Origin of the sequence: Paenibacillus hemerocallicola (assembly GCF_006265175.1) — a bacterium.
Classification (GTDB): domain Bacteria; phylum Bacillota; class Bacilli; order Paenibacillales; family NBRC-103111; genus Paenibacillus_AB; species Paenibacillus_AB hemerocallicola.
The window spans coordinates 1-15334 of record NZ_VDCQ01000049.1 but is presented as its reverse complement, the minus strand read 5'-3'; the positions used below and the strand labels follow the sequence as shown (position 1 = coordinate 15334).

Sequence of the window (15334 nt, the reverse complement as noted above, 5' to 3'; positions counted from 1 at the left end):
CTGACCGCAAGTTAAGGACAAGTTTACTGGCGCTTTCATCCAAAACGGGAGAGGAGTTCACCTCGTGTTTCGTTACTACTTTATAGCCTTGTGCGTGATTATTGCGGACCATGCGGCCAAATGGCTTGTGTCGACTTACATGAAAATCGGACATGAAATCCCCTTAATACCTGGAGTTCTTGGACTTGCATCGATCCGAAACAGAGGAGCTGCTTCTGGTATTTTGCAAGAACAGATCATGTTTTTGATCATCGCGACGACAGTTGTCCTTATCGGAATTATGCTCTATTTACCCAAAGCGCGCCGTGAAATCCGATTTTGCCTTATGGTTTAGCCCTTATATTAGGCGAAGCACTGGGCAATTTTATCGATCGAGTTTTTAAAGGGGAAGTTGTGGACATGGTTCAAGTTCATTTTTTCAACTTCCCCGTTTTTAATGTAGCTGATTCCTTCTTATGCATTGGCGTCATTATTGTGATGATTCATTCTTTGAAAGAGTCACTTAATAAGGATAAAGAATTGAAGGAACTGGTTAATAAGAAGTAAACGCCGGCAGCTGCGAGTCAAGATTAGCAAGATAGCTATGAGGGGCGAGTTCGTTGTAAAAAAATTTGCACTTTGCATTACCTCCCTATGGAGCCATGCGAACCAAAACGGATATACGAAGTAGGAGAGAGGGCTTCGTATAACAAATGGATATACGGCTTCGTATAACTTTCACGAAAAACCGAGATATTCGCAGTTTGTTGGAGTTATTATGAAAATGCCCGAATCCCTTAATATAAAAGGGTTTTTCGTTATTTTGGAGGGATGGACTCACCTCCTTCCGGCACGTATAACACCAGACTCCTCGCAGCGGGCATAATGGTCCTCGGTCCGCCAATAAGATTTCGAGGAAGTGGAGACAGGCAGACCCCCCGCTTCCCATCAAGGCCAGCCCATTCGCGGCGGGCCTAGCGGCTCTTTGGTCTGAAAGAGGCTTTTCAAGGAAGCGGCTTCAAACAGACAACTCTGCACTGGCTTACCGCATGGTGGTCGGCCTTCTGCCTTAGGTCAGTGAGGGTTCGGGAATTGAATAAGATAAACCAAACCGTTGCATCCCATGCCTTGACTGGGCTCGCAGCGGTTTAACATCTACGGACTGTCGAAGTCGGGTTGTAGACCGCCTTCGACCCGGCGTATACTGGAGATGAAGAGATTCTTTCAAGGCCGGTGAAGGTGAATGGAGAGCATGAGTCCCTGTTTGGCAGAGCAGCGTAGCGGCGTATTATACGCAACAGTGGTGCACACGGGGGAGCTACCGGGCGAGATGCTCCCGGAAGGACGATTGAAGCATCATCTGCTTGTGCTGGTTGAGGACGGCCGGGCTCGACTGGAAAGAGAGTATGCCGGTTTTGTCCTGTTTCCGGATAGCTGCTGGCTGCTGCTCCCCGGCGAGCGTATTCGGATTTGCGACGAAGGAGAGCCGCCGCTTCGCTGCCGTGCGGTGGTGTTTGATGTTTGGCGCGTCAGACAGGCGGAGGAGAATGATGCGGTTAGCGAAATGGCGCCGGCTGCTTTGGAGGTCGCGATTTTTCCGTTTTCCGGTCTGCTGGATCATCATCTCGCCCACGAGGTCAGGCGGTGGATGGACTCCAGCGCACAAACGGATATATCGCAAGAACATCGGACTTTTTCCCTTTCGATTCGTTTTCTGGATGTTCTTTTGAAAATACTGCAATCCAGCACAGAACGTCAGGAGAGTAAAGATTTGCGGGAAGCGATTCAAAAAACGGTACTGCTGATGGAGCAGTCCTACGCGCAGCAAATCACGCGGGAGGAACTCGCCAAGCTGGCGAATATGAGTGCCTCGCATTATTCCTTCGTATTCAAAAGAGAGATTGGCAAGAGTCCGATGGAGAAGCTGACGGAAATCAGGATTCGTCATGCCAAGAAGCAACTGTTGTTCAGCGATCGGAAATTGCGGGATATTGCGGAGAGTGTCGGTTATCGCAGCGAGTTTTACTTCAGCAGACAATTCAAGCAGGTGACCGGCGTTTCCCCCAAGGAGTTTGCCCACCGGCATTTTGCCAAGCACGTAGAGATTTCCCATCCGTTTCCGCTGCATATGCAATCGCTTGGTCTGACATCCGGCTCATCCGATCGCTCAAACGACCGAATTCAAGTTGTAGGGCTGTATGTCGAGGATTTTTTGATTGCATTGGGGGTCCAGCCGATCCTGAAATGCGTGGGAAACAATTTCCGCCAAAGCTACCTGAATGCTTATTTGAACGGTGTCGAGGAATGGTCGATCCTCTCGTTTGATTTCAGCGTGATTGCCGACGCCAAGCCTGACCTGATCATACTTGGACATCCCGAATACGGCGGTAACGGCAGATTTGCCCGCTTTTCCGAAATTGCTCCGACCTACAGTATACGCAAAGGATTGCATCACTGGGAGCATGGAGTCCGTATTATTGGACAATTGTTGAACCGGCTTCCGCAGGCCGAAGCCATCATCACGTATCACGAACAGTTGCTGCAAAAAGCCCGAACGCAGCTTGCGATCGTAAGCCATCAAACGGTCGCTCTGATTCGAATCTGCAATGATCGGCGCATTCGCTTGTATGGGGGACCGGAAGGCTATTCTGGGGGCGTGCTGTATCAGGACCTCGGTCTTAAGCCGTCCGCTTCCGTATTGCGGCTTGCTTGGGACAAGCCTTCCGGCTATGTGTCTGTCACTCCAGATGTCCTGTACGAATTGGATGCGGAGCACCTGTTTATCGTCGTGGATCCGGCAGGCCAATCTTACTGGAACCAGCTTGCAGGCGATCCCCGGTGGGGCCGTCTGCCTTGTGTGAGAGCCAATCGCTGCTACGAGGTTCGCTTCGACATTTGGATGACCTTCGGCATCATCGCCCATCGGTTGAAGCTGCAGGATGTGCTGCGCTTTCTTGTGCCACCCGGTCGGGCTTTGCCAACAATCGTATATAAATGAACGTACAATCGGTCATGGTTCTGGATATCCCGTCTGTGTTACACTCTCATTGATAATGATAATCAATAACGAGAGAGGGGAGCACCATGCGCAACATGAACATAACCAAACGTATCGGGATTCATCTGGTTTTGATGCTGCTCATCGTTTGGGCGGCGGCATGCGACAATGGGAAGGAACAAGCCGGACAAGTTCAGAGCGACTCAGCTTCGTCGACAGCCACAACGTCCGATGGTTCCAGGCAGCAGACGGAGGGTACCGACAGGAAGCCCGGAAACGAAAAAGTCGGATCGCCGGAGCAGAAACGATCCTATACGCATAACTTCGGCACGATCGAAGTGTCGGCCACCCCCAAGCGCATAGTGGGGATATATATGGATGATTTCTTGTTGGCCCTCGGTGTCAAGCCGTTGACGCAAACGATGTACGGAAAGCGTCACTTGCCCTATTTGCAAGATCGAATTGGCGACCTGCCGGTGATCAGTCCGGGGGGCATTAATTTGGAATTGATTCTCGAGGAGAACCCGGATCTTATTTTGCTGGCTTATCCGACTTATGCCCAAGAAGGAAGATATGAATTGTTCTCCAAAATAGCCCCCACCTATGTATTCACAGGGGAAGATAATTGGAGACAAACGCTGCTGACAGTGGCCGACGTGATCGGCAAACCGGAACAGGCCGAATCCTGGCTGAACGAATACGAACGCAAGGTTGCTGCCGCCCGCGATTCGTTAAAGAAAGCGATTGGCGATGAAACCGTCATGTTCATTCGCTTTACAAGAGCCGAACGCATTCAAATCTACGGGGGACCGAGCAACTTCTCCGCCGATGTGCTTTACCAGGATCTGGGCTTGAAGCCTTCCGAATTGGTCAAGAAATTGGCGTGGGGCGAAGAGAATTCCGCTCCTGTGATCTCGGCTGAACTTATATCGCAATTCGATGCCGATCATATTTTCATAACGTATGACACTCCGACCAATGAGGACGCCCAGGAATTCAAAAATCATCCCTTGTGGAGAAATATCCCTGCTGTCAAAAAGGGAAACCTGCACGAAGTCGAAATGTTTCACTGGATGAACGATGGCCCGATCGCAAACAGCATGAAAGTGGACGATGTATTGAAAGCACTGCTGAAGTAGAATCACGCAGGAGTGAAACTTGAGAAGCGCTTGCCACTCCTCGCTCATAACACTCAACTTAAAGAGAGAAAAGGATGACTTGAGCCGTTCTTGCCTTGTTCCCCCTCGCTTCCGGCCGATTGGCGGATACGGAATACGTAACAACTGCATAGTCGAAGTCTGCTCCCGCCGCTAGGTGGGGGCTATTTGATTGATACGTTGGTGGGCTTAGCTTCTTGATTGTCAGATGTATAATCGTGGAAGATGTCGTATTCCTCTAACACTATGAAAATACTAATGTCTGAAGGAAAAGAAGCGAGGATCTCGAAGAATATGTTAATTCCAAGATGGTGTTCATGTCATAACCTCGGTCGGCAATCACAGTCTTACCGGTTAGATCCATATCTTGAAGCATCTCATAGCCCTCCAGCGGCGGATCGCACCGACTAACCGCGTCGCAGCCAGTCCTTCCGGCATGAAGTCAGTGAGCGTCGGGAACCATTTTTTGACCATTGATATTGCCGGAATCCCTTGTCCCACAAGGTTGTTTGCCATGTGTGGGACAATCCCAGCGAAAAGCGGTATTCCTCCGACCTGCTGCACGAGTATTTCCTTGAGGTGGACTCAGCGTACGCGGAAAGTTGAGCGCAACGACAGCCAACGCCATTCTTCACGTTCACATTACTTGTGTTCAGCAAATCTCCACCAAGCAATCGTTCCGGCAAACCCTACTATTCCCGTGACTGCAAGAATCATTATGCTGATGAAACCGATATCTGTTCCTGTTAGCAGCAGTACCGGAATTGTCCACGGAAAATAAGGGCCGATTCCTAGCTGCACGACAACATTGGAGACGATCACAATAACGAATGTCACCCCGATCGGAGCCAGGTAACCTCTGGTGATATTGGCTAATAAGGCGCTCGTTGTACTGACCACCATTATCAACAGCGATGTCGTCATGAATGTCCAGAAGATATTCAGTAAGATGGATAGCGAACCGCCGCTGACGCCAATCAGAGCACCGGCGCCTGCGATTACCGCAAATGTAAAAATGGCCATCAGCGTATTCCACATCGTGATTACGATAAATTTGGACAATACACTATATGATTTCGAAATCGGCTTAACGAGCAGATCCTTGATGGTGTTGTCCGTGTACTCACGTCCGAACACCCATGCGGAGGTAAATGAGAACCCTACGACCAGCAAGGAGGCGATGGAACCGAGCAAGTCCGAAAAATAGGTCTCCCAATTGACGCCGGGACTGTTGAAAAACCCGACCATTAAAGGCAACACCGTAAACACTGCAAGGACTACCCAAAAAACCGTGGAACGCCATACTTTACGCACTTCGTTATGAACAAAAGAAAGTATCTTCATTAATGCATCCTCCTTGATGTACGGATGGTCCGTAGAAAATAACCTTCCAGGTCTTCCGTAACAACGCTCAGATGTGTTGGCGGCTGGTTGGATCGTACTAGTAGTTCCGCGAGCTTTTCAGGCTGTGCTATCGCGCAACCTTCTGTCAGTGCCAAACGCCCGTCCGTGGTTTCCGCATAGTTGTACCCATGTTCCGTGAGAATACGCGTAATGGCGCCTTTATTACGCCCATCCAAAACCAAACTTTTTTGCAGCGACTGCTCCAGTTGATCCATTTTAATGTCCTGGACCAGCTGTCCTTCATGCATGATCCCGATTCGGTCGACCAATTTGGCCAGTTCTTCCAATAGATGACTGGAAATGAATATCGTGACGCCGAAGTTTCTGGATAAATCCAAGAGCATCTCCCTGATTTCCACGACACTGGCCGGATCAAGCCCGTTGATCGGTTCGTCCAGAATCAAAATCTCCGGGTTGTGAATCATGGCCTTCGCCAATCCCAGCCGCTGTTTATTTCCCAAAGAAAGCTTTTTGGCCTTCTTATTTTTGTGAGCGTCCAGATCGAGCTTCTGAATTACGCGATCAATGGACTTGCGGTCGGATATCAATTGCATTCTGCGTGCAATGTCCAGATTTTCCATTACGGTAAGTTCCGGATAGAAGGTGGCTTCCTCCAAATAACCTACCTTGTCCCACAGCTTATAATTGCCGGCGTCAACCTTGCTCCCCAACATGTAGATGCTGCCGGAGGAGGGTTTGAGCAACGACAAAAGCATTTTGATGGTCGTTGTCTTGCCGGCTCCGTTCAACCCAAGGAAGCCAATAATCTCCCCGCGGTTCACCTCAAGCGAAAGGTTGCGTACGGCGCGGTATTCGCCGAAAATTTTGCTCACATCCTCCAATTGTATGGCTATGGAGCCGCCTGGTTTTCCTTTTCTCACCGTATAACCACTCCTTTTCAAATCTGTGTTGGACAATGGCTTCAATTGAGGTTAGCTTGTACTTTAATCTCCGAACATCAACTGAACCTCAAATGTTGCGTCGAATTGTAGTTGATGTTCCGTTTATTTATGGACAGTATAATGTGGAAAGAGGGGGGATGCGCGGTGTTTGATATTTTAGTGGTCGAAGATGATGTCAATACGCAAAAGCTGATGTGCGCCGTGCTCAAACATGGGGGCTTCAATGCCCATATCGCCAAGAACGGGCTTGAGGCGCTGAACAGGATGGAGACGCGTCGTTTTGATTTGATTGTGCTGGACTTGATGATGCCCGGGATGGACGGCTATCAATTGTGTGAGGAATTGCGCAGCGTGGGAGACAATATTCCGATTCTGATGGTCACCGCTACTCATGAAATCAGGAATAAGCACAATGGCTTCCTTGCCGGTACGGACGATTACATGACAAAGCCGTTTGATGAGCAGGAGATGCTGTATCGCATCAAGGCGCTGCTGCGCAGGGCGCAAATCGCCAGTGAGCACAAACTTGTGGTGGGTGAAACCACATTGGATTACAACACCCTTACGGTTACAAGAGGAGAGGCGCAAACCTTCCTGCCCCAAAAGGAGTTTTATCTTCTGTTTAAGCTGATGAGCTATCCCGACAAGATTTTTACCCGCCTTCAATTGATTGAAGAAATTTGGGGCCTGGAAACGGAAACCGACGGTCACACCCTAAATGTGCATATAAACCGGCTGCGCGATAAATTCAGGGACAACCCTGACTTTGAGATTGCGACGGTCCGTGGTTTGGGGTATAAGGTGGTGAAGCGCGTATGAAATGGATGAAAAAGATATTTCCACAAAAAATCAGCATTGCGTTTACGTTGGTGGCTCTGGTTTTTCTGGTCATGGCGCTCTCTATCGCATCTGCAGGTCTGATTGCCTTTGTATTAAATAGGGTGGGTGTGCTTGATATGAATCAGCCTTATCCGCAGCGGGGGATTTATGTACTGATATACATCAGTATTTTTCTAGGGGTTGTCATCGCCGCGTTGCTGAGCAGACGATCTGTCAAACCAATCCGGGAAATGATGGAGGCTACCCATAAGGTGGCCAAAGGCGATTTTTCGGCTGAGGTGGAAGTGAAAGGAAGTGTTGTTTTTGAACTGGATGCGTTGGCCGAGAGTTTTAACAAAATGGTGCGGGAACTGAAAGGGATTGAAACATTGCGCAACGACTTTGTGCGGAATTTCTCTCATGAATTCAAAACCCCTATTGTTTCCATCAGCGGCTTTGCGAAATTGTTGAAGAATGGGGATGTCAGTGACGAGGAAACACAGGAATACTTGAATAGCATCATTCAGGAGTCCGAACGTCTGGTTGACCTCTCCACCAGCATTCTCAACTTGTCAAAGGTGGAAAATATTGAAATCGTGAGCGACAAGACGCTCTACCGTTTGGACGAACAAGTTCGACTGGCGATTTTAATGTTGGAGCCGAAGTGGAGTGCCAAATATCTTTCTTTGGATATTGCCTTGGAAGAAGAAATTGAAATGAGTGGAAACAAGAACCTGATACAGCAGGTTTGGATCAATCTTTTGGACAACGCGATTAAACATACAGAAAGCGGCGGAACGCTCAAAGTCGGGCTGTGGCAGAGCGGGCGGAGAGCGACCTTTCGGCTTGAGGATGATGGGATCGGGATGAGCGAAGAGACGATGCGGCGCATGTTTGATAAGTTTTATCAGGGTGACACCTCACGCTCCATGATGGGAAACGGACTGGGGCTGGCGCTGGTTAAGAGAATTGTCGATCTTTGCGAAGGTTCGATTGAGGTGCAAAGCGAACTCGGAAAAGGCTCCACTTTTACGATCAAGCTGCCTTTGGAAACACAAGTAAATGCGTAATAGCAGCTAATAAAGAAGAAAACACCATTGGTTCTCCCAGGATGGTTGATGACGAACAACCAACGGAGAGACCAATGGCTTTCTTTTTTTAAACAAGATGGATGGGAGAGGTTCACAAGCATGAGTTTCTTTGTGTTCGTTCTCCTTGGTATTGTCTGATTTACCTTGATCGAACAGATAGGCAATAAAGTAATTTTTGACATCACGCGTCGTCACTTTATAAACATTGAACGGGAATTGTTGCGCCTGAAAGGCTTCTTTCATTTGCTTTGCACTGTCTTGGTAAAAACGAAGGGTCAGCGGCGAAAGGTTTTTGGCCTTGCAATCGAGAAAAAAAGAATGAAGCAGAGCATCGAAGCTGAGTTGTTGTTTGACCAGGCTTGGATTTTCTGCACTTTCCAGCTTGTTTTGCCGACGCCTGATGCTCACTCGTCCTTCACCTCACTTTCCGAAGCAAAGGAAATTCCCCGGCCAGATGCTCAATGGGGCTGAACCTTTCATGCTGAGTTTGCAAGTCGCAGCTAAACAATTCGACGTACATTTCAGTCGTCTCGATGTGTACGTGGCCAATTATGGTTTTGAGCTAAAGATGTCGTCACTATTCAATAAGTATTTCTTGGCAAATGTATGCCGGAAAGTGGGGCAGGAACATTGAATACCTTGAATATTGGCTAATTGGTAATAGCGTGCAATCATCATTCGAATGCCGCCAGGTAAAAAGGATTGTTGTCTAAATTCACCCAGAGATAGCTATGATCGAGTGAGCCGCGCTGAAGCAAATAGCGTCTCCATTTACCCATGGCAATCCGCTCAATCGGAATAAGTCGTGCTTTCCTTCCTTTGCCCTGATTAATTCGCAGGGAACCCTCATCCAGTAAAACACCCGTGACTTGCAGATTCGACAGTTCCTTTAACCGAATACCGGTAATCCTGAAGAAACAACTGTACGGCATCGTTCCAAGCTGAGTTCAGCTTGAAGCTTTTTGTGCGGCACTTCGCATTTCCTCCTTATGGAGTTATGCGAACCAAAGCGGATATGCAAAGCGGAAGGGATAACAATCGGTTATACCGTTTCGTGAAACATGCAAGATAACCCGGGTTATTTGCAGGGTGTTCCTGCTTCTCCGAAATCGACCGAATCCTTTGATACGTAAGGGTTTATCGGCATTTCGGAGGATCTGATTTTCTGCTGATGGCTCGTATAACACCTAATTCACGCTGCGGTCCAGCTTTGCTGTCCCTTGGTCAGCAGGATGATTTCGGGGATCGTATTCAGCGGACAACCCTGCAAGGCTAAGTGACAGAGCCACCCGGTTCCTGACGGGATCTTAAGCCTTTCGGGTTCATGAATGCAAGAACGTAGGCGAAATCAAGACATAAGGGATGGGGGTTATTTGAGTATTTCTCAGAAGTATAAAGATCAGTTTAAAAGACTAAAAGATCTTCAGATTAGGGTAAACCATGTTCACCCTCTACTACATAACTATTATCCAATAGCCATTGTGGAGGAAGGAAATATAAATATATTTGATTACAATAAAGATAACAAACAATTCGTTTTAAAACATGTGGAGAAAGACTACATGAATATACCGATGGGAGTAAGAGCTGCCTTTCCATTGGAGTGTTACGAAAATCGTTCAGTTGTTGTAGTTACAGGGGAAGTTTTTGAAAGTATAGCAAATCAGATTATTGTTTTCCATGAGTATGTGCATTGTTATCAATTTGAGACATGCGAGATGAAACTTAGATCCCAGATTGAACTAGCCCAAAAATCAGTGAATACCAAAGATTATTTCTGGGAACTTCAGTATCCATTCCCATACGAGGACACAGAATTTGTTAAGTATGTAAATGACTTATTTAAAGCATTAGTCGCCAACGATAGGAAAGAACTCTGCATCCTTAGACAAGAGATAAAAGCCTATCTAACTAGCGAGCAAGTTGAATATATGGTTTGGCAAGAATGGAAGGAAGGCTTTGCAAGGTATATTGAGAACGTCATCAAGCGTGAGATGGGGGTTAAGGAAAACCATTTTGGAGTCGAAACAGGGTCTTGTATGGCAGGATTTTTATACAGAAATAAGATTAACGATCTTCAGGATATTGAAGAATTATATTTTATAATGAGTGAAGATAAGTGGTAGTCTTGACTTCGCCTAGCATAATATTATGCGAACCATTTTTAGATCTCTCAGAAATGCCTTGAACCCTTGTGCATCAAGGGTTTTCCTTGTTTCCTCACTTCGCTTTTTGTGCTTTGTTTTCGCATAATTTTGCTTTGTCCAGCTTAGATATACGAACCGGCGCTTAGTCAGGTTCTATTTGTTTTTTCGCTTCTCCGAGCTTTTTTCGTTCGATATGGGTCGCTCCCCATTGGTGTAAGGCTTCTATAATCGGGGTCAGGCTCATGCCGTATTCCGTGATGGAATATTCCACTTTCGGCGGAATTTGAGGATAAACGACTCGTGTAATGATCTCTTCTTCCTCCAATTCGCGCAGATGGAGCGTAAGCATTCTTTGCGTGATATCGGGCAGCAATCTTCTTAATTCATTGAACCGCAAAGGTTTACCTTGCAGCAAATGATGAATGATAATCGGCTTCCATTTGCCAACGATCGAATCCATCGCCACAGCGAATTGACATTGGTCAAGGTTCTTTTGCATACATCAGCCTCCCTTACAGTACCTTTTTTGATACTATACCACATTATTGTGCCTACTTAAAATAAGTAAGTAAATATTATATGATTACCATTGAAAGTGTAACTATTCTGATTACAGAAGGGAAGTTTTGATTAATGGCAACTGTATTGTATATCACCGCACATCCCCTTGATCCTCAGGAATCTTTTAGCCTCGCGGTAGGAAAAGCATTTATCGAAACGTACCGCGAAGCCAATCCAGCAGATGAAGTTGTTCATTTGGATCTGTACAAAGAGAATATTCCGCAATTCGATGCTGATGTTTTACGCGGTTGGGGAAAGCTTCGGTCGGGTTCGACGTTCGATCAACTGTCTGATACCGAGAAATCAAAAATAGATCGTCTTGGGGCGATTGTAGATCAATTCGTGGCTGCTGCTAAGTATGTTTATGTTTCTCCAATGTGGAATTTCTCGATCCCGCCGGTTTTGAAAGCATACACGGATGCGACTTCAATTCCGGGTAAGACATTCAAATATACCACGAATGGTCCTGTAGGTCTGTTGCCCGACAAGAAAGCCTTGCATATTCAAGCTAGCGGTTCCGTTTATTCGGAAGGTCCTTTTGTACCACTTGAAATGGGATACAGCTTTCTGAATAAGGTTTTACAGTTCTATGGGGTTAAATCGATTGAGGCAATTTTTGTGGAAGGAACGTCATTATCAGAGCAAGCTCCATTTGTAAAAGAAAAAGCAATTGCACGTGCTAAAGAAGTCGCCAATCGTTTCTAATAGAGGCTGTTACAAAAGCACCATTTCAGTTTGAAGACACGCTCTAATCGAATTTGTAGTTCGTATAGGACCAAGAGGAGATATATACAAATAACAACACGCTCATACATGAAAATGTTCGGGCGTGTTAAAGTATATAAAGAATTTTTGTAAGTGCTGTGTTGGAGTCCAATTCAAAAAAGGTTCAATAAATTATAGTGCCAGAGGAAAATCTATATAAGTTGAATTAAAGAAATTCCACAACATGATCAGGCTCCATCCGGACACAGAGCCGATCAATGACGGTTAGAGGTTGCTGCATGACTGCATTCATGAAAGAAGAGACGTTTTTACAGATCTCGGCTAGCGTGTGGTAGAAGACATTGTTCACCACATCGGCTTTCAGCCACTTCCAGAGTCCTTCCACAATATTCAGCTGGGGACTGTACTGTGGCAGAAAGACGAGGTTTAGCCGCTTGTTCTCGTTCAGAAACGGTTTCAGCAATTTGCCATGATGAATGCGGGCGTTGTCCAGCACCATCGTAATCACGCCCGAAGGATACGCTTCGAGCAACTTCTTGAGGAAAAACAGAAACGTTTCGGCATTGTAGGCCTCATCTTCGTGCAAACCGAATCGTTTGCAAACGTCCGTACATCCGGCGGTCCTTTGTGGATCTCAGCCGTTCTTCCACTTCAGCCAGGGCGCCTTTGCTCGTCATCCCGTTCACCGCCTTATCTAGAATCTTACGAAACCAGTTCGACGGCGATAAGTAAATCCCTTGCTTATTTTTGGAAATTCAATGCTTCAATTTATATAGATTCAAGGATTATTTTTGATGGGAGGCGAGAAAGCTGAACGGTTCGCCCCTGATGCAGATACTACGAGACAGCGTGGGGAGGCCGCGGAAGCCTTATGAAAAGAAATTCGTACACGGGTTGAGCGACAAGCAAATCGTGCTCTCGCTGGACTCCTACGCGACATTTTACTGATCACAGGTAGTTCCGAAGGACGATAGAAGCATAGTACAACGAGGGAGCAATCAAAATCATAAAGTTAACCCAAAACCATTTTGGTCTGGTTTTCAGAAGTGGGAAGAAGATTCGAAGATTGATATATGACAACACGAGACTGGCAACAGCTCCCCAAGAAAGCAATTCGAACACCCTCATTTCAGAAAACCGCAAACCAGACATAAAGAACTTATCGACGATTAGTCCCAAAAGAACTGTATAGAGTACGAAGCCTAAGAAATACAAAAGCCAAAGCACTGCACAAATAATAAGTGGCTTAATGATTCTTACATAAAAGTTATCGGTCATTGTTTTGTCCCCCCTGAAACGATTGACCTATTAGTCTGGCATTGATTTTTTTCGAATTCTTCATTGACGTTCGAAGAAATAGTGTAAATCCAAAGGACGATTCCACCAATGATCAAAGTAATGCCGCCTACTACAAATAGCGCTACAAATCTACCTTTCGAGCCTTTAAGGACATGATGACGGGACGAAACAGTTTCTACAACATGACCGACATTGGAATCAACAGGGAGGATCATTACATCAAGTTTTCCGTTGTCATATTCTTGTACTACGACACTGTAATCATTGAATCTCTGATATTGTAAATTGTTTCAATATGCGCGATAACAAACACCTCCTTTCTACCAACATTTTACTATAATGCAAGATTCGGCAGCAAAAACAATCGTTCGCCACAAAATGAAAAGAATCGTGAAGGGTGATGAGGGCGCAACTCCAACGAACGCACCTATTGGAATAAAGCAGGGAAACGTATCAAGCCTTCGGATGTCTGATGTTCAGAAATATTCTTCTGAAGACGATGACATTCGGAGGCTCTATAATGACATGTAGGAGAATGAAATGAAACGAAAGTTAGATCTTTCTCTTCTGGCTCTGCTCTTGATAATACTTATTTCAGTATTAACAGGAGCTTTAATTGTCCTTAGCTACCTTCTTATAGGCAGTATAAAAGCTGCAGATAAAGATTAAGTTGGGTCGCTAATCGGAAGCCTTGGAAATATTATAGGCGGATTTATAGGCGGTGTCATAGCTTATATTGTTGCAGCCTATCAAGTTCATAAAACTCATGAATTTGATAAGAGCAAAGGACAGGCAGGTAATTATGCTGTCTTAAGGTTAGTAAAGGTAGAACTCGATGCAAACTATAGGTTAATAAAGGATAATAGACAGAATTATTATTCTGGTAAAAAGACTACATAAAGTTTCTAAGTAGTGCAAATTGGGAAAAATGCTCAACATTAATTGGACAAGAAGTCGGAGATGGAACAATCAACTCGCTGTCTTCTTTATATAACAAAATCAGATTGCTTAGTTCTGAAACTACTTTACCAGAACAAGTATATGATCAGTTAGTAACTGATTTATCTACTAGTGCTGCTGCGTTGGAGTCTGAGTTGAAAAAATTACGTGAAAGAACTTAATCCGATGTTAAGTAGCAAATTTCACAAACACAGGACTCCGCAAGAGTCCTTTTTTCGTCCAGTTCCGGATTTTTACTTTGGCCTTAATTAACGGTTGAACATAAACATAATGCTTATCCTCGCCCGTCACATATGGCTGAATGGCAGCATAAAACGCCTTCCGCTGCGGCGCAGTAACGCCCAACTCAACCACGCCCGCCGGTCTGATCCGTTCGCCCGCCTGCACCCCGACAAGCCACCCGAACTCGTCTTTTCTCCATCCCGTTAACACGACATCGACGTACGTCCAGTTTATAATCTTCAACCAGCTTAGACTTTTCTGGTCGCTCACGTAAATGGATTCCTTCCGCTTGGCGACGTTGCCCTCCATCTGGCGGGAAACGATCTCCTGATACAACCGTTCACCCTCACGTTCTATGTAGGGCACTACGCTGATCCGAGGATTGCCAAAGTCGATGCCCGCAAGCAGCTCCTTACGCTTCATCAGTGGCCAGCCGCGCAAGTCTTCGCCTTTGTAGCGCAATATGTCAAACACTATGTAGTTCGCTGGTTGCGCAGCGCTCAGACCGAGCACCTTGTCGGCTTTACGGGGGCTGAATCGTTCCATCACCGATTCAAAGTCGATCAGGCTACTGTCCCGATCCACGCAAGCGACCTCGCTGTCTAGTAGAATATCGTCCTGGGCTATGTCGTACAGTTCGGGGTATTGCTGGGTGCATTCGTTGTTCTGGCGAGTATAGAGGTGAGTCTGGCCGTTCGGGCGCGATAAAAGAAGCCGATGACCGTCGATCTTCGGCTCGAAAATATGGTCAGGACTGTCAAATGCGGATTTCGACGTTTCGAGAAGAAATGGAGAAATGAACATAGTAATCACCTACGTTCAATTGTAGCAGTATGTCTGGTATCATTTGACAGGTAAGTATTGGAAATCGAATCCGCTCGGTTTAAGCTGGCGGGGTTATATTGAACTATCGTACCGTTAGTTGAATAACTTGGCATGATTACTTCATACCCATTTTCTAATCTTCTTTTGCAGGCTTTTCATCGTTAAAACCTAACAATAGCACCACATAGGAAACTAGTGTTGAAAATGTTATTTCCGTTTATGCCTTGTTTTTCTAGGGGGCAAT

At 46.1% G+C, this 15334-nt stretch carries 13 protein-coding genes and 2 pseudogenes; 8 read left to right on the top strand and 7 right to left on the bottom strand.

Annotated elements, in window-relative coordinates; all coding sequences use genetic code 11:
• The first annotated feature begins 64 nt into the window (after positions 1-64).
• The 3 genes and pseudogenes from lspA (at position 65) to FE784_RS27465 (ending at position 4116) form a co-directional block, all read left to right on the top strand.
• Positions 65-546 (top strand): annotated as a pseudogene (gene lspA / locus FE784_RS27475) (signal peptidase II).
• A 685-nt stretch (positions 547-1231) separates the two neighbouring features.
• Entirely contained in the window at positions 1232-2977 is a 1746-nt protein-coding gene (locus FE784_RS27470) for an AraC family transcriptional regulator (RefSeq protein ID WP_176706556.1), read from the top strand.
• 95 nt (positions 2978-3072) lie between these two features.
• Positions 3073-4116: an ABC transporter substrate-binding protein gene (locus FE784_RS27465; protein ID WP_176706555.1), complete on the top strand. Its 1044-nt coding sequence runs from the start codon at positions 3073-3075 to the stop codon at positions 4114-4116.
• A 660-nt stretch (positions 4117-4776) separates the two neighbouring features.
• Here FE784_RS27465 and FE784_RS27460 read toward each other — a convergent pair.
• Positions 4777-5478, bottom strand: a complete 702-nt coding sequence (locus FE784_RS27460) for an ABC transporter permease (protein ID WP_139605454.1) — start codon at positions 5476-5478, stop codon at positions 4777-4779.
• Complete coding sequence (locus FE784_RS27455; RefSeq protein WP_139605453.1) at positions 5478-6419, bottom strand: ABC transporter ATP-binding protein; 942 nt, start codon at positions 6417-6419, stop codon at positions 5478-5480. The genes FE784_RS27460 and FE784_RS27455 overlap by 1 nt, the downstream gene beginning before the upstream one ends.
• Before the next feature lie 165 nt (positions 6420-6584).
• Here FE784_RS27455 and FE784_RS27450 point away from each other — a divergent pair, with 165 nt between their 5' ends.
• Positions 6585-7259, top strand: coding sequence for a response regulator transcription factor (locus FE784_RS27450; RefSeq protein WP_139605452.1), 675 nt, complete (start codon positions 6585-6587; stop codon positions 7257-7259).
• Positions 7256-8329, top strand: a complete 1074-nt coding sequence (locus FE784_RS27445) for a HAMP domain-containing sensor histidine kinase (RefSeq protein WP_139605451.1) — start codon at positions 7256-7258, stop codon at positions 8327-8329. The genes FE784_RS27450 and FE784_RS27445 overlap by 4 nt, the downstream gene beginning before the upstream one ends.
• A 6-nt stretch (positions 8330-8335) precedes the next feature.
• On the opposite strand, the gene FE784_RS27440 is transcribed toward FE784_RS27445, so the two are convergent.
• Positions 8336-8758, bottom strand: a complete 423-nt coding sequence (locus tag FE784_RS27440; protein ID WP_139605450.1) for a hypothetical protein — start codon at positions 8756-8758, stop codon at positions 8336-8338.
• Between the two features lie 266 nt (positions 8759-9024).
• A complete protein-coding gene (locus FE784_RS42100) occupies positions 9025-9282 on the bottom strand; it encodes a tyrosine-type recombinase/integrase (RefSeq protein WP_246132210.1) in 258 nt (85 codons plus the stop codon).
• Between the two features lie 441 nt (positions 9283-9723).
• On the opposite strand from FE784_RS42100, the gene FE784_RS27430 reads away from it, so the two are divergent.
• Positions 9724-10476, top strand: coding sequence for a hypothetical protein (locus FE784_RS27430; RefSeq protein WP_139605449.1), 753 nt, complete (start codon positions 9724-9726; stop codon positions 10474-10476).
• Positions 10477-10639: 163 nt separating this feature from the next.
• On the opposite strand, the gene FE784_RS27425 is transcribed toward FE784_RS27430, so the two are convergent.
• Positions 10640-10996: a winged helix-turn-helix transcriptional regulator gene (locus FE784_RS27425; RefSeq protein WP_139605448.1), complete on the bottom strand. Its 357-nt coding sequence runs from the start codon at positions 10994-10996 to the stop codon at positions 10640-10642.
• A gap of 134 nt (positions 10997-11130) precedes the next feature.
• Between FE784_RS27425 and FE784_RS27420 the strand changes: the two genes are divergently transcribed.
• Positions 11131-11763 carry an NAD(P)H-dependent oxidoreductase gene (locus FE784_RS27420; protein ID WP_139605447.1) on the top strand — a complete coding sequence of 211 codons (633 nt, stop codon included), beginning with the start codon at positions 11131-11133 and terminating at the stop codon, positions 11761-11763.
• A 226-nt stretch (positions 11764-11989) separates the two neighbouring features.
• On the opposite strand, the pseudogene FE784_RS27415 reads toward FE784_RS27420, so the two are convergent.
• Positions 11990-12364: pseudogene (locus FE784_RS27415) on the bottom strand (transposase); the annotation flags it as partial.
• Between the two features lie 1259 nt (positions 12365-13623).
• Here FE784_RS27415 and FE784_RS42485 point away from each other — a divergent pair.
• Positions 13624-13752 (top strand): hypothetical protein, encoded by a 129-nt coding sequence (locus FE784_RS42485; protein WP_281287166.1) that lies wholly within the window; start codon positions 13624-13626, stop codon positions 13750-13752.
• 459 nt (positions 13753-14211) lie between these two features.
• Here the strand turns inward: FE784_RS42485 and FE784_RS27410 are convergent, their stop codons facing one another.
• Positions 14212-15069: an ATP-dependent DNA ligase gene (locus FE784_RS27410; RefSeq protein WP_139605445.1), complete on the bottom strand. Its 858-nt coding sequence runs from the start codon at positions 15067-15069 to the stop codon at positions 14212-14214.
• Positions 15070-15334: the final 265 nt, after the last annotated feature.

Bases quoted from the DNA above. Each gene is read 5' to 3' on its own strand.
- FE784_RS27425 (WP_139605448.1), bottom strand. From the start codon at position 10,996: ATGCAAAAGAACCTTGACCAATGTCAATTCGCTGTGGCGATGGATTCG.
- FE784_RS42100 (WP_246132210.1), bottom strand. From the start codon at position 9,282: ATGCCGTACAGTTGTTTCTTCAGGATTACCGGTATTCGGTTAAAGGAA.
- FE784_RS27470 (WP_176706556.1), top strand. From the start codon at position 1,232: ATGAGTCCCTGTTTGGCAGAGCAGCGTAGCGGCGTATTATACGCAACA.
- FE784_RS27460 (WP_139605454.1), bottom strand. From the start codon at position 5,478: ATGAAGATACTTTCTTTTGTTCATAACGAAGTGCGTAAAGTATGGCGT.
- FE784_RS27465 (WP_176706555.1), top strand. From the start codon at position 3,073: ATGAACATAACCAAACGTATCGGGATTCATCTGGTTTTGATGCTGCTC.
- FE784_RS42485 (WP_281287166.1), top strand. From the start codon at position 13,624: ATGAAACGAAAGTTAGATCTTTCTCTTCTGGCTCTGCTCTTGATAATA.
- FE784_RS27420 (WP_139605447.1), top strand. From the start codon at position 11,131: ATGGCAACTGTATTGTATATCACCGCACATCCCCTTGATCCTCAGGAA.
- FE784_RS27445 (WP_139605451.1), top strand. From the start codon at position 7,256: ATGAAATGGATGAAAAAGATATTTCCACAAAAAATCAGCATTGCGTTT.
- FE784_RS27410 (WP_139605445.1), bottom strand. From the start codon at position 15,069: ATGTTCATTTCTCCATTTCTTCTCGAAACGTCGAAATCCGCATTTGAC.